At 41.4% G+C, this 16,003-nt stretch carries 10 protein-coding genes; 8 read left to right on the top strand and 2 right to left on the bottom strand.

Going from position 1 to position 16,003, the window contains the following annotated elements; translation table 11 throughout:
• Positions 1-301: 301 nt before the first annotated feature.
• Complete coding sequence (gene fusA, locus LMH66_RS03320; protein ID WP_229368528.1) at positions 302-2,386, bottom strand: elongation factor G; 2,085 nt, start codon at positions 2,384-2,386, stop codon at positions 302-304.
• 453 nt (positions 2,387-2,839) lie between these two features.
• On the bottom strand, positions 2,840-7,396 hold the full coding sequence (locus LMH66_RS03315; RefSeq protein WP_102526566.1) for a biotin carboxylase N-terminal domain-containing protein: 4,557 nt from the start codon (positions 7,394-7,396) through the stop codon (positions 2,840-2,842).
• A gap of 124 nt (positions 7,397-7,520) precedes the next feature.
• Between LMH66_RS03315 and LMH66_RS03310 the strand changes: the two genes are divergently transcribed.
• The 8 genes from LMH66_RS03310 (at position 7,521) to LMH66_RS03275 (ending at position 15,866) form a co-directional block, all read left to right on the top strand.
• Positions 7,521-8,432, top strand: coding sequence for a LysR family transcriptional regulator (locus LMH66_RS03310; RefSeq protein WP_102526567.1), 912 nt, complete (start codon positions 7,521-7,523; stop codon positions 8,430-8,432).
• Between the two features lie 58 nt (positions 8,433-8,490).
• Positions 8,491-9,660, top strand: coding sequence for a hypothetical protein (locus LMH66_RS03305; RefSeq protein ID WP_229368527.1), 1,170 nt, complete (start codon positions 8,491-8,493; stop codon positions 9,658-9,660).
• A 162-nt stretch (positions 9,661-9,822) separates the two neighbouring features.
• Positions 9,823-10,407, top strand: a complete 585-nt coding sequence (locus LMH66_RS03300) for a SprT family zinc-dependent metalloprotease (protein ID WP_229368526.1) — start codon at positions 9,823-9,825, stop codon at positions 10,405-10,407.
• 167 nt (positions 10,408-10,574) lie between these two features.
• Positions 10,575-11,285 (top strand): endonuclease, encoded by a 711-nt coding sequence (locus LMH66_RS03295; protein ID WP_229368575.1) that lies wholly within the window; start codon positions 10,575-10,577, stop codon positions 11,283-11,285.
• 9 nt (positions 11,286-11,294) lie between these two features.
• On the top strand, positions 11,295-12,029 hold the full coding sequence (gene rsmE / locus LMH66_RS03290) for a 16S rRNA (uracil(1498)-N(3))-methyltransferase (protein ID WP_229368525.1): 735 nt from the start codon (positions 11,295-11,297) through the stop codon (positions 12,027-12,029).
• Between the two features lie 37 nt (positions 12,030-12,066).
• Positions 12,067-13,020 (top strand): glutathione synthase, encoded by a 954-nt coding sequence (gshB, locus tag LMH66_RS03285; RefSeq protein WP_229368524.1) that lies wholly within the window; start codon positions 12,067-12,069, stop codon positions 13,018-13,020.
• A 76-nt stretch (positions 13,021-13,096) separates the two neighbouring features.
• Positions 13,097-14,599, top strand: coding sequence for an alkaline phosphatase (locus tag LMH66_RS03280; protein WP_229368523.1), 1,503 nt, complete (start codon positions 13,097-13,099; stop codon positions 14,597-14,599).
• A gap of 232 nt (positions 14,600-14,831) precedes the next feature.
• Positions 14,832-15,866 carry a methyltransferase gene (locus LMH66_RS03275; RefSeq protein ID WP_229368522.1) on the top strand — a complete coding sequence of 345 codons (1,035 nt, stop codon included), beginning with the start codon at positions 14,832-14,834 and terminating at the stop codon, positions 15,864-15,866.
• Positions 15,867-16,003: the final 137 nt, after the last annotated feature.

Raw genomic sequence — 16,003 nt, 5'->3', positions numbered from 1 at the left:
CACAGTCAACCAGTGATTAAAGCCTTATCTCAATGCTCTTAAACTACAGCTTGCAACAACTGATTTCAGAATAGACGATTCAAGCTAGCAACCGCAGTTTTCTACTAAATGCTGACATTGTCTATTAATGACTTTTGTCGAAAGGCATGATTCTAAAGAATATATAAATGAAGTTAATTTATTCTCTCACCTTCTTATTTAATACAAAGTTAAGTACTTATTTGAACCTAAGTTTGAAAATGCCCCATAAAAAAACCGCTGCAAAGGCAGCGGTTTTTTAATTAAAGAGTTTAGTTAATAATTACTTATTAGCTTCACGTTCTTTAACTTCAGCAATTACTTTTTCAGAAACACTGTTTGGACATGGTGAGTAGTGAGCGAATTCCATAGAGAATTGGCCACGACCTGATGTCATAGTACGTAGTGAACCGATGTAACCGAACATTTCTGATAACGGTACGTCAGCTTTAATACGAACACCAGTAACACCAGCCATTTGGTCTTTGATCATACCACGGCGACGGTTAAGGTCACCAATAACGTCACCGACGTTATCATCTGGGCTGAATACATCAACGTTCATGATAGGCTCAAGAAGTTGTGCACCGGCTTTAGGCATAGACTGACGGAATGCGCCTTTAGCAGCAATTTCGAACGCGATAGCTGACGAATCAACTGCGTGGAAAGCACCATCTAAAAGTTCTAATTCAACATCTAATACTGGGAAACCAGCAACAGTACCAGTTCCCATCAATGATGCGAAACCTTTCTCAACTGCAGGCCAGAATTCTTTCGGTACGTTACCACCAACAACTTTAGAGCTGAAAGTGAAACCAGTGTTTTGCTCACCTGGACGGATGATGTAGTCAATTTTACCAAACTGACCAGAACCACCAGACTGTTTCTTATGCGTGTAGCTATCTTCGATTTCACGAGTAATAGTTTCACGGTAAGCAACTTGAGGTTCACCAACGATTAAGTCAACACCGTAAGTACGCTTAAGGATGTCTACTTTAATGTCTAAGTGAAGCTCACCCATACCTTTAAGGATGGTTTCGCCTGAATCTTCATCAGTTTCTACGCGGAAAGATGGATCTTCTGCAATCATTTTACCGATAGCGATACCCATTTTCTCTGAACCACCTTTATCTTTAGGTGCTACAGCGATAGAGATAACTGGCTCTGGGAATACCATTGCTTCAAGAGTACAAGGATGTTTAACATCACATAAAGTGTGACCAGTTTGAACATTCTTCATACCAACGATAGCGATAATATCACCAGCTTGCGCTGAATCTAATTCGTTACGCTCATCAGCTTGCATCTCAACCATACGACCAACACGTTCAGTTTTACCTGTAAACGAGTTAAGGATGGTGTCACCTTTCTTGATTTTACCTGAGTAAATACGTACGAAAGTAAGTGCACCGAAACGGTCATCCATGATTTTGAATGCTAAAGCTTTGAATGGCTCGTCAACAGAAACTAAAGCGTGCTCGCCTGTTTCGTTACCTTCTTCATCAGTAAGAGGCTGAGGATCAACTTCAACTGGGTTAGGTAGGTAGTCAACAACAGCATCAAGAAGAAGCTGCATACCTTTGTTTTTGAAAGCAGAACCACAGTATGTAGGGAAGAATGACATATCACGAGTACCCGTGCGGATACAACGCTTGATGTCTTCCATAGATGGCTCTTCGCCTTCCATGTAAGCTTCCATTAGATCGTCGTCTTGCTCAACAGCAGTTTCGATTAACATTTCACGGTATTCTTCTACCATGTCAACCATGTCAGCTGGAACGTCTTCGATCTTGTAGTTTTCAGCTTCACCAGTTTCATCCCATATCCAAGCTTTACGAGTTAATAGGTCAACAACACCTGTAAACTCATCTTCGATACCAATCGGTAAAACCATAACTAATGGGTTAGCTGCAAGAACATCTTGAGTTTGCTTAACAACGCGTAAGAAATCAGCACCCATACGGTCTAATTTGTTTACGAAGATGATACGAGCTACTTCTGATTCGTTAGCATAGCGCCAGTTAGTTTCTGACTGAGGCTCAACACCACCAGAACCACAGAATACACCAACACCACCATCAAGAACTTTAAGCGAACGATATACTTCAACAGTGAAGTCAACGTGGCCTGGAGTGTCGATAACGTTAAAACGGTGGTCATTCCAGAAACAGCTTACTGCTGCTGACTGAATGGTAATACCGCGCTCAGCTTCCTGTTCCATGAAGTCAGTAGTAGATTCACCATCATGCACTTCACCGATCTTGTGGATCTTACCGGTTAGCTTAAGGATACGCTCGGTGGTCGTGGTTTTACCCGCGTCAACGTGAGCGAAGATACCAATGTTTCTGTATTTGGATAATTCGGTCATGATTCAACTTTAATGATTAGTTAAGAGGTACACGGAGTATGAAAAAAGCTTAACACACCGCACATCTGGTTATTTTAGGCGCATATTGTAAGTGGGAACCTTCAAATGCGCAAATAGGACTTGCAAAATTTATCACATTTTGCAAAAAAAAATTGCCTTTAATTTCATTATTCCTAAATAAAACAATAAAATAAAAGTTATTGTTTATTTTTCAAACAACTTAATTTTTCCGTCCCAAATCGTGTATTTTTTATGACGATTAGGTTGAGCAAGACATTTTTTCTGCAATCGGCAACAAAAAAGCGAATTTGTATCAATTCATTCAATCTTAATTGCGTTAATTTGTGTCGTGTTCAATCTTGCATAGCGATAAAAAATCCCCAGTTTTTCAACTGAGGATTTAGTTAAGCAATTTTGTTAGCGTAATAGCATTGCTATCACGCAAATTGATTGTTACTCACCATCAATAGGTAAAATAACAAACAATAAATCGCCTTGAGAAACCTGCTGGCCATTACCATTCAGAATACGCTCAATTCGGTATTTCTGATTTTCAGGGTACAGCACAGCGTTTTGACGGTTAAATCCAGCTAGAGTTACTTGCGAGAACATCTTCATCGCTTCTGTAAGCGCTAAATTCTGATCCACAGTAACAATGTCACCTTCTTTAACAAAGTCTGGCTCACCTGGTGCTGGTGAGGTATAGAAGATACCCGCACCTTGTGCTAATACTTTAAGCTCATTACTTTCAGCAACACGCAGTGATTCAGTATCTAAACCGACCGTTTCAGCAGCGGCTTCCATTTCAGCAACTAGTGCAGGCACATCTAACTCAGCCATTAAGCGCGGCAAGTAGTTAGTATCGTATACACCTTCATTGAACGTCGCATCTTTAAGAATCAGCTTCAATAATGGAATATTGGTTGCGATACCTTTAATCACGACATTATCAAGATACTCAGACATCTTAGTGACAACATCTTCACGTGATTCGCCGCGAATAATGATTTGTGCAATTAAGCTATCGTAGTAAGGCGATACTTCTTTGCCAGTCTCAGCAATAGAAATGATTTCAATGTCATCACGTTCAGGCATAACACATTCAGTGATCATTCCTGGGTTAGGTAATAACTGCAGTACACCTTCACTATCAAGTGCTGCTTTTTCAGCTGTTACGCGCACTTCCATGGCGTAACCTTGATCAACAGGTTGTAGGTCTTCAATTGAACGGCCCGCAGCAATATCAAACTGCGCACTTACAATATCGATTCCTGATGTCGCTTCCGTTACTGGATGCTCTACTTGAAGACGTGTGTTCATTTCCATGAAGTACACTTCGTTAGCATCAAGGTTGTAAATAAATTCAACCGTACCTGCACCCATGTAATCAGTCGCATCGCCTAAAGCACGAGTATACTCAAGTACACGCTGCTTAAGCTCTTCAGGCAACATTGTAGAACCAGACTCTTCAATCACTTTCTGGTTGTTACGTTGCACTGAACAGTCACGAATACCCAATACTTTGGTGTTACCAAATTTATCACGTAATAACTGTACTTCGATGTGACGCAGAGACGTTACATACTTCTCTAAGTATAAATCGCCATTACCAAAGGCTGCTGCGGCTTCTGTAGAGGTCTTTTGGAATAAACCAATCATGTCTTCAGGCTTAGTGACAACCTGAATACCTTTACCGCCACCACCTTGTACCGCTTTAAGCAACACTGGGTAACCAATTTCAAGTGCAACGTTCACCGCTTGCTCAGCGTTAGTCAAAATACCGTGTGAACCAGGTACTACCGGTACATTTTGGTCCTGTGAAGTCTTAATCGCATTTGATTTGTTACCCATCGTCGTCATTGAATGCACGCTTGGGCCAACAAAGTTAACGCCATTGTTAACACATAGAGCCGCAAACTGTGGGCTTTCTGATAAGAAACCAATACCAGGGTGAAGCGCATCAACGTTTTCGTAGTCAGCGACTTTCAATACAGAGTAGGCATTCAAGTAACTTTCGTCAGATGTATTACCACCAATACAGACTAGCTTATCGTTTACTTTAAGCATGTCAGCAGGGACTGAAGTCATATCAGGATCTGATGCCACTAACACAACATTAATCTTGTTATCGTGTGCTTTACGGATCAATTTAACCGCTGTACAACCACGAGCATGTACTAAGACTTTATCGATTGGCTTCATTAGCTCACGAGGGTCGTCTTGAACAATCTTTTCTTCTATTGCTTTCACTTCAGGCACTAAGCTTGATAGTGCTTTAGCAATGATTTCATTGGCATGTAAATTAGGTAGCGGCATTAATGGGTCAATGCTTGATAAATGGCTATCTAACGTATCGCTGAACGGATTGTGAACCAAACCAGTCATTGCACCAGGTACTTTCGACAAGTAGTTCGATAGCGTTGCTGTAGACGGTAAGTAAGCAGGTACTACCATTTGGCCAGCAAATGGCATGTTGGTGCCAGATAGGTAATAAGTTTGCACTAATGGATGGGTAACAAAACTTGCTTGTGCACCACCGGTACAATCACCAAAACCGAACATCAACACTGGTAACTCGTTATCACGAACAAAACGAGTGATACGGTCATTAACCACAGCCATTGAGAATAGTGCAGCTGCACCTTCTTTGGTTTGCATACCACCAGAACTGATGAAACACACCACTGGCAATTTACGTTTAGCACATTCAATCAATAGCGCGCTGAATTTTTCAGCACTGGCCATATCGAATGCACCCGCTTGGAAAGCAATATTTGATACAGCAACACCAACGCGATGTTTGTTATCACCATGCTCAAAGTCAGCGACACCGGTAATCAAACCACATGGGCGAATGCCTTTGTCTAATGCATCTTCAATTGATAAACGGAAACCTGGGAAGTTAAGTAAGTTAGCCGACATTTTGTCGCCATTTAACTCTTCAAATTCAGTGAAGAACTTACCAATAACATTCTCCCAACCCATTTTTCCTTGGCGCTTTTCGTCGCGAAGTACTTTTTGGATTAATAGATCTTGGTAGCCCATGGTGAGGCGGTTCCAGAAATCTTTACGACGACCAATACGCACAGGGTTAATTGCACCTGTGTATTTGCTTTGGTCTTCTTCACTGTCAAAGTATTCAGGTAATAAACGCTCAAAGAAATACGTCAAGATAACGAATAAGCTGTCGTTTAATTGTGGATTACCAACGCTCTTCCATTGCTCTACACGGGTCAGTAATTCTGCACGGTTAGATTGGTCCATGAAGAATTTAAGCCATTTATAGAACTTAGCTTTATCGTTTGCGTCATCATTTTTTGAAAGTGCAATATCGATAGAGGTATGTAGTAGCTTATCAACTGACTCACGAGAAAGACTCTTAGACATCATCGCTTCTTTCGAAATCGACGCTAAGTTCTGAACCACATTGTCGTATAACGCATTAAAGATAAGTACGTTATGACATTGCCAAATGAAATCTTCACGCAGCTCATCGTTAACCACAATATCCAGTACTGTTAACTGGTTTAATTCTGGCCAAGGTGCTTGCGTTTTAGATGCAGGTAATGACTCAAGGTGTTTAATTAACCCCTTAAAGTTGTTGGCTGCGTTACTCTTCCAGCGATGGTATAAAGACCAACCAATGTTGAACAATAATGCCTTACGGGCTTTTTTATAGTTCTCTTTTGGTTCACCTAAAATGAAACGTGTAATCACGTTACGCTCAGTAGAGATTTCATTACGCTTACTATCGAACGTGCCCCAAAGCTTATTCAGTTCTTCATCGTAAACCAGCTTATCAGGTGTTGATAACCAAGCTTGGAAGACACTGTCTTGCTCTTGCTGGATACGTTCAAGTAAGTCCCCTTCTGGCACACTCACTTTAGACAAGCGACCGTACTGTTCAACAGAAATTGAGTGAATACGGCTACGCAGTGTCAGGTAACGTAAATAACGGTATGCACTACCAAATAGATTGTGGTGCATTGTTGGGCTACTAGCGACAGCTAAACCTTGGTTGTTTTCAAGCGCTACAAGATTCTTAGATGGGTCTAAGTAACGCGACAAACTACGGTCGTAATGTTCACGTAAATCGGCTGATTCACGTACAAAATTAATTGCAGCAGTCTCAACAGCTTCAATACTACTGATAATAGCGCGGCGAAGATTATGCTGACGCTCATCTTTATCGTAAGGAGAGAAATCTACGATGCCATCAATACAACCAGCAGTAAGTAACTCTTCAGGCGAAACACCTACTGATTTGGCACATTCTTGCCAAGATAAGTTGTACTTACGTGCAATTGATTGCAAACCTTGAGGCTGAATAGTATTGAAAATACCATCGCGTAATGAAAGTAAGATATTCGCAGCAGCTAATGGAATTGCGCCACCTGAGTAACCAGCACCGATAACGATACCCACAGTAGGTACGTCAACGTTGGCACTTTCAGCAATCGCTTTAGAAATGGTATGTGCTTGGTTTTGACTGTTAGCCACTTCGCCCGCATCGGCACCAGGAGTATCAATTAAGTAAACGATTGGCATTGATAGTTCAGAGAAGTGACGAATAGCTTTACACGCAGCTAAGTGATGCTCAGGCATCCACGCGCCATTACCTGTGGTTCTTTCTTGAGCAATAAAACCAACACGGCGAGTACGAGAACCAAAATTTAATTCGATTTCAGCACTGTAGAATGCCCCAAGGTGAGTTTCGCTAATCATCTTACCTTTAAGATCAGCAATAACACGCTTTGCGCTTGGACGATTCTTGTCTTGAGTTGGCTGAATGACTTTCGTCACGTAGGTATCGACATCTAATGTCGCTAACTCTTTTAAGTTTGATTGAATTGCATCTTCAGATAACAATCCTTTAATTTCTTCGGCCAAAGATTGCTTGCTATGAGCAGGAAATAATGAAAAATCTTTAGCTAAATGTTCCGCTTGTAAAAATAGCGGATCAGCCGCTTGAGCTGTTGTCTTGTTTACGGGCTGCTTTTTGCTAGTCATCAAAAGATCCTCTGCTTATATAGCCTCTAAAATTTTTAGACGGTAAATATAACTTTGTTCCCTGTCAAATTACCATTAAACTATCGGAGACGCTTTGTTCCATTTTTGAGACAGTGAGGCTAAGGTGCCTGATTTAAACGGTATGATGCTGTTTGCAGCAGTAGTTAGAGCAAAAGGTTTTTCACAAGCAGCCCGAGACATCGGACAACCAAAATCAACCATTAGTCGCAAGGTTGCTCAGCTAGAAGAGCAGCTAGGCGTGCGGTTACTGCAACGTGACACCCGTAATTTAAGTCTCACTCAAGTCGGTTCGTTATTCTTTCAACACTGTGATTCTATCAGTCAAGAAATCGATGCTGCCAAAGCCATTATTGAAAATACCCATAGTGATATTTCAGGTTCACTACGAGTGGCCATACCAGTCTCATTCTCCCAAGAAGTGATCGCTAACTTATGCAGTAGCTTTATGCGCCTTTACCCTAATATCGAACTGGACGTTCAATTTACCGACAGTAACGTTGGCTTAGTCGGTGAAGGATATGACATCGCCATTAAATATGGTCCACTAGAATCTTCTGACTTAGTGGCTAAACTGCTATTTGAACGTCAACCTATTTTAGTCGCAAGTCCCGGATATCTCAAAAAATCAGGCACCCCTGCTACCCCACAAGAGTTGGCACAACACAGCGGCATATTATTAGGCACCAGTTTATCCGCGCCAATTTGGCCTGTGGGTAAAGGTAGTCGCAAGACCATGGCAAGCTTTCAACGTAAAGTGAGAGTGAACAGTGCCAGTATGGTCAAACGCTTAGCACAAGATGACTTTGGCATTGCGATGTTATCAAATAACAGTTGTAAGCAAGAGCTTGCTGCAGGCAGCCTAGTGCCGATATTACAAGAATGGCCAATGGAATCATTTAAAGTTTATGGCGTCTATTCAAGCCGTAAGCAATTAGCCAATAATATTAGTGCCTTTCTAGACTTTTTTGCCAAACGATATAGTAGCCAAGAGTCTTTGCAATCAATAATGAATTAGTATGAAAGCCGTGGTAAATTAAACCATAACAACGAAAAGACATCCTAAAGGAATAGCCATGTTCAAGCCCTTAATCATCAGCACCTTAGTTGCTGCAGCACTGTTAACGTCAGCAGCCAGTTATGCCAGAAATGATGCTGCAAACCTAGACGTTGAAGAATTACGTTTACCTAAAGTGATGGATGTTATGGCGGATGTGGCGAACCGTTTTGATAATTTAAATAGTCAATTAGATAGCCAGCTTAGTGCCTCAACTGATGAGTTAGCCATTACCCAAATGGTTGCCTCGCAAGGTACAAAATTATGGCAACAAGCTGTCGCAGATGTAAAAGCGGGCAACTACGATGACCGCGCGCTTTACTGGAGCCGGTTGGCAATGCGCCAAACCTTAAAAACCGCTGATACAGGCTATAACATCGTCCCTTGGCAACGAGACATCCTTGTTAAGGCATTTGAAAAGTCTTCTCGTGGTTTAAGCGATATTCACTTTAAACCAGAAACTCGCATCAAAATTTTACTGACAGGTTTTGATCCTTTCTTTTTAGATAAAGACATCACCCAAAGCAATCCATCAGGCTTAACAGCATTAGCACTCGACGGTATGACGTTTGATGTTAATGGACAGCAAGCACAAATTGAAACCGTGATGATCCCAGTCAGATTTGCCGACTTTGATAACGGCATTATCGAATCATTACTCACACCAATGTATCGCGATAACAGCATCGATATGATTTTCACTGTGAGTATGGGACGCGATGACTTTGATATTGAACGCTTTCCGGCTCGCGGCAGAAGTGCAGCAGCCCCAGATAACTTAAATGTTTATACTGGCGCGAACAAAGCAGCACCTAAAGCGCCGTTTTTTAATGGTGGCACATTAAATGGTCCAGAGTTTGTTGAGTTTTCCTTACCTGTAAGCGCCATGCAAAAAGCAGAAGGCCAATGGCAGGTGAATGATAATCATCAAGTCACTACTATCAGCCGTGGACAGTTTAATGCGAAATCAATTTATGAATTGGCAAATGAAACCTCGGTAGAAGGTTCAGGTGGTGGTTATTTATCAAATGAGATTTCATACCGCAGTATCTTACTCAAACAACAATTTAACCGTGATATTCCAGTAGGTCACATTCATACCCCGAGAGTCAGCGGCTATGATGCAGATACTGAATGGGCTATCGTTGAGCAAATCGTTGAAATGGTAAAACTGGCAGCAGCTGAATAATCAATGCTATAAATGGATTTGCTGCAACCGGATTGCAGCAATCCAGCTCCACAAGATATACTCACTGATATCACCATTGTTGGGTACCACTCTCCATAACAATGTATTGTGATTATACATTCATGAACCACGATTATTTTAGTCAGGTACAAGCCAGCTTCTATGTTCAAAACCTTGTTTAGTCGCCCAACAAAGCTCTCTTCTACCAAAGCAAGCAGTGTGGGTTCATCCCATACCCGCTCTATAGCTAAAAGCTGCCTACCTAAAACTGAAGTTCAACAAACTGTACTTAAAAAGATTGAAGCTGATTACCAACAGGCAGAGGCAATTCTCGGGCGTCAATTCCCAAGACCCATTGTTCAATTTACCTTAAGAGGAAAAAGTGCAGGTACAGCACATTTACAGCTGAATAAATTACGCTTTAATCCTGTGTTACTTGAAGAAAACAGTACGGAATTTATTGAACAAGTCGTGCCACATGAAATTAGCCATCTGTTAAGTTATCAATTATTTGGGCGAGTAAAGCCCCATGGCGTTGAATGGCAGCGCATCATGCACCAAGTTTATAACGTCCCAGCACACACCACTCATCAACTTAATACCCAGTCTGTGGCAGGTAAACAGTTCGAGTATTATTGTGCATGTGGACCAGTGCAGTTATCAATTAAACGCCACAATAAAGTATTGCGCAATCAAACCCAGTATCGCTGTAAAAACTGCTCGCAAGTGCTCGCAGCAAAAGCATAATAAATAGCTTATTTGATTAGTTAATCTGATTGCATCACAGGTACCAATCCCTTACCATCCTTCGCAAATATCAACTGATACCAACCCGTATCAATTGTGCCGTATTAATGAAGTTAGGGTTTATTGTGTCGTACCATAAAACAAACAAAATATATCAACTGCCAACACTGCTGTTTATCTTTCTTGCTGTCATTATCACAAGTTATAGCGCGCAAGCAGCAAAGCACCCCACTAGTTTTAGAAGTGCTAAAAAAGTCGCTCAAAAAATTTATAGTACTTCTTTGCCTATGACGAGCTTCTATTGTGGTTGTGATATCAATGTCGTTGGTAAACAATGGAAACCAGATTTAGACAGTTGCGGCTATCAAGTCCGTAAGCAAATCCCAAGAGCCAATAGAATTGAATGGGAACATGTGGTCTCGGCGTGGGAATTTGGTCATCAGCTGCAATGTTGGCAAGATGGTGGGCGTAAGAATTGTGGCAGAACCAGTAGCCAATTTAAAAAAATGGAATCTGACTTGCACAACCTAACCCCTGCTGTCGGTGAAGTGAACGGCGATAGAAGTAACTACCGATTTAGCGAATGGAATGGACAAGCCACTCAATACGGCCAGTGTGCTATGGTAGTCGACTTTAAAGGTCGTAAGGCTCAGCCGCCAAAGCAAAGTCGCGGCGCCATTGCTCGAACATATTTTTATATGCAACAAGACTATGGATTATCTATTTCTTCCAGCCAAAAACGCTTATTTGAAGCATGGAATAAAACTTATCCAGTTGATCAAGTAGAATGTCTACGGGAGCAACTTATTGCAAAAAACCAAGGCAATCATAATAGTTTTGTTTTAAAACAATGTCAGAATCTCGGCCTCATTGATTAAGGATCTACTATGCGCGTCCCAAGAATTTATCAACCTATCAATGAACTTACTGTTAATCAGCAAGTAAAACTAGACGAAGATGGTGCTGCACATATCGGCCGAGTGTTACGCATGAATGAAGGTGACAACATTAGCCTGTTCTGTGGTGATGGCTATGATTATCTTGCAACCATTGTCAGCGCGAATAAGAAAAACGTCACCGTTGAGATTATCGAACAAACAGCTAACGAATCTGAATCTCCTCTGAATTTGCATTTAGGTCAGGTAATTTCTCGAGGTGACAGAATGGACTTCACCATTCAAAAATCAGTTGAATTAGGTGTTACCACGATTACACCGCTGTTTTCTGATCGATGTGGCGTCAAACTCAGTGGCGAGCGCCTAGAAAAGAAAATCAATCAGTGGCAAAAAATTGTCATCAGTGCCTGCGAACAATCAGGGCGCAGTTTTGTGCCTACAGTCAGACCTGCAATGACTTTAAGCCAATGGTGTGCAGAGCAAACAGATGCAGTAAAGTTGAACCTGCACCCTCGGGCAGCACATGGTATTAATGGTTTATCATTAAAAAATAACAAAGTGCGGTTATTAATTGGCCCAGAAGGCGGTCTATCAGAAGAAGAGATCGCCATGACAGAAACGCACCTCTTTACAGACGTATTACTTGGCCCACGAGTGTTACGAACAGAAACAGCTTCACTAACTGCGATTACCGCTTTGCAACTAAGATTCGGTGATATCGGTTAATCAATGATATAAGCATTGAGAAAATAAGGATAAAAGTATGATCAAGCTCGGCATAGTAATGGATCCAATCAGCGACATTAACATTAAAAAAGACTCTAGCTTTGCCATGTTAATGGCTGCTCAGTCACGCGGTTACCAACTGTATTATATGGAAATGCAAGATCTTGCCATGGTAAATGGTAAGGCAATGGCCAAAATGCGTTCGTTAACAGTTGAAAATAACGCCGACAAGTGGTTTGAATTAGGTGAAAGCATCGACACACCACTTGCTGATTTAGACGTCATTTTAATGCGTAAAGATCCGCCTTTTGATACTGAATTTATCTATGCCACTTATATGCTTGAACGCGCTGAAGAAGAAGGCGTTTTGATCGTCAATAAGCCGCAAAGCCTTCGCGATGCTAATGAAAAGCTATTTACTGCTTGGTTCCCAGAATTTACCCCAGAAGCCGTTGTCACGCGCGATGCTAAACGTATCCGTGATTTCTTAGCTGAACAAGGCGATATCATTCTTAAGCCGCTTGATGGAATGGGCGGCGCTTCAATTTTTCGCGTCAAACAGGATGATCCGAATATTGGGGTGATTTTAGAAACCTTAACCGAACACGGCACACGCTATGCAATGGCGCAAGGTTTTATCCCTGAAATTAAACAAGGTGATAAACGCATTTTAGTGGTTGATGGTGAACCCGTGCCTTATTCATTAGCGCGTATTCCAATGAAAGGCGAAACTCGCGGCAACTTAGCAGCTGGCGGAAGCGGTGTACCACAACCTTTATCAGAAAGTGATTTCCATATCGCTCGTACATTAGGTCCTGAGCTCAAAAAACGTGGGCTTATTTTTGTCGGTTTAGACGTGATTGGCGACAAACTCACCGAAATTAACGTCACTAGCCCCACTTGTATTAAAGAAATTGAAGCCGCATTTGATGTCGACATTACTGGCATGTTGATGGATGCCATTGAAGTACGAGTTAATAAACAAGCTTAATCTGTATCCAGCCTATTAACATTGCTGATAGGCTGGTGCTTTAAGTTTTGAACACGATAGTTTTTCAGGATTTACCATGTTAATAAGAACAACACTGAGCTTAATACTCGGGATAACCCTGTGCTTTTCTAATAGCACATTTGCTAACGAACAATTACTAGCAAAAGCTGATACTAAAGCTGAACAAACTGCATCACAGATCCAAGTGCACGTCTCTAGTGTATCGGACACTTCAATTATCAAAGCATCTGACAATGCGGCGAAAAAAGTAGATAACGAAGTCGACCCAACCACATTACCTGCTGATATCGTGGCGCCTATTACCAATATCGCCAGCAAACAAGTAAGAGTATCAACAGCACCATCTAAACCTAAAAACATGGTTATTATGATTGGTGATGGCATGGGACCCGCTTATACAACGGCCTATCGTTATTTCAAAGATAACCCTGAAACAGAAGAAATAGAACAAACAGTCTTCGACCGTTTGTTGGTTGGTATGGCAAGTACCTATCCAGCTTCTGTAAGTGGCTATGTCACCGACTCAGCGGCTTCGGCCACAGCACTTGCCACTGGTTTTAAAACCTATAATGGCGCGATTTCTGTTGATGTAGAGAAGCGTCCTCTCAAATCGATAATGGAGATGGCAAAAGAGCGCGGTTTATCAACCGGCCTTGCCGTCACTAGCCAAGTGAACCACGCCACGCCTGCGGCATTTTTCGCACATAACGAGCACCGCAGAAACTATGTTGAAATAGCTGAAGCTTATTTAGATTCAGATGCAGATGTCATATTGGGCGGCGGGCAAAAATATTTCTCTGATAGCTTACTCAAGCAATTTACTAACAAAGGCTACCAACACATTACTGAATTTTCAGAGCTTGAAAACATTTATCAACCTAAAGTCCTTGGTCTATTTGCTGAAGTGCAATTGCCTTGGGTCATTGACGATAACCAAGGCTACAAACTCAGTACATTAACCAAAAAGTCTTTGCAGTTATTATCTCAAAATGAACAAGGCTTTGTGTTAATTGTTGAAGGCAGCCTGATTGATTGGGCAGGACACTCCAATGACATTGCGACTGCAATGGGCGAGATGGACGAGTTTGCTAACGCAATTGAAGTGGTAGAGCAATTTGTACGTGAAAGCCAAGATACCCTAATGGTCGTTACAGCCGATCATAATACCGGGGGTTTATCGATTGGTGCTAATGGTGAATATGCTTGGAAACCAGAGATACTGCATAACATTAACGCTTCACCAAACAAGATTGCAGAGCAGCTTATCGGCACTGATGATTGGCAAGCCAGTTTTAATAAATTTGTCGGCTTCGAAGCTTCTGAGCAAGAACTTAGCACTTTAGATACAGCGAGAATGCAAGGTCAAAAGCAGCTGACTAAGTCAATCATGACCATTATTGATTTACGTACTAACACTGGCTGGACTTCAGTGGGACATACTGCATCAGATGTACAAGTATTTGCTGCAGGGCCTGGTTCGCGTTTATTCAGTGGTCATCAAGATAACACTGAAATCGCAACTAAAATGATGAGCTTATTACCGCAAACCTCAAACTAAACAAGCACTTAATTAGACTTTTAATCAAATTAGCACTGACATTAAGAGCAACCCATTAAATCGATGAGTTGCTCTTTTTATTTGCTCACCATTTACAAGTTTTGCATCAAGAAGCACACTATTGAGTTGTACTGACGTTGCTCATTTTCAGTGAGTTTAGAGATAAACACTGCACGACTTATTTGCTATAATTCGCCAATAACTATTGGGTTAATTTATTAAGGTCGATTCTGTGCTCACCAACACTTCTCAAGTTCTGCTACGAAACATTCAATTTGTCGAAAACCAGAATGTACTGATTCTAAATCATGAAGCAGATGCCTTAGCTGTTGAATTGCTGGATACTGCTAGCTCAGTGACTGCATTAGCCTTAGATTTTAATCATCATCAAACAATAGCAAAACAGACAAAAGCAAATCTGCACTGTTATTTTGGCCATGACGTCCCTGTAGATGCTCAGTTACAAACTTTTGATACTGTGGTGATTTACTTCCCAAAAGCAAAAGCTCTCGCGCCATACCTTTTCCAGTTGGCTGCCAAGCACCTTAATGTTGGCGGTACACTCATTGTCATTGGGGAAAACAAAGGCGGCGTAAAGTCTCTGGCTAAATTACTACCATACTATTATTCAACCGCATTAAAACGCGATAATGCTCGTCATTGTTTATTGTTTGTCGCTGAACTTATACAAGCAGCGCCTAAGCTGAATATTAATGACTGGGTGAGTCAATATCAGTTGGCCACACCTCAAGGTAATATCACAATCTGCAATTTAGTGGGCGTGTTTAGCGAAAAGAAACTTGATCAAGGCACAGAGCTATTGTTATTACACCTACCCGAGCTCACAGGCAGAGTACTCGACTTTGGTTGTGGCGCTGGCGTTATTAGTGCGGCGATGCTAAAGGCTAATCCGAGTCTTAATATTGATTGTATCGATATTAATGCCATGGCATTAAAAGCTTGCGAGCTGACACTTGAGGCAAATGACATGAAAGCCAATGTATATGCTTCAGATGGGTTTAAACAAATATCTGGTAAATTTGATGGCATCATCTCAAACCCGCCCTTCCATGACGGTTTAGCGGCAACCACACAAATTGCTAAAGACTTCGTAAAATCAAGCGCTAACAGCCTGTCAAATAAAGGGGTTTGGCAAATCGTTGCTAACAGAAACCTCCCCTATGCAGACACAATTGCTGAAGAATTCGGACAAGTGAACGTGCCAGCTGAAAACAATAAGTACAAACTATATTTTTTCCATAAGTAACAAAGTTTTAACAGTTCTTAGTTTTCTAAGAAAAATATATCATTTAGTGAAAAAACAACTGCGTTCTGACTAGTTTTTATCATAAAAAACCGCTACATTTTGTTAGTTAATAACAAGAACGTCACTAAGGCGCATTG

The organism is Shewanella sp. 10N.7, assembly GCF_020806285.1.
GTDB classification, from domain to species: domain Bacteria; phylum Pseudomonadota; class Gammaproteobacteria; order Enterobacterales; family Shewanellaceae; genus Shewanella; species Shewanella electrodiphila.
Note: the sequence above shows the minus strand (reverse complement) of the source record. Positions and strands in the feature narration are given on the sequence as shown.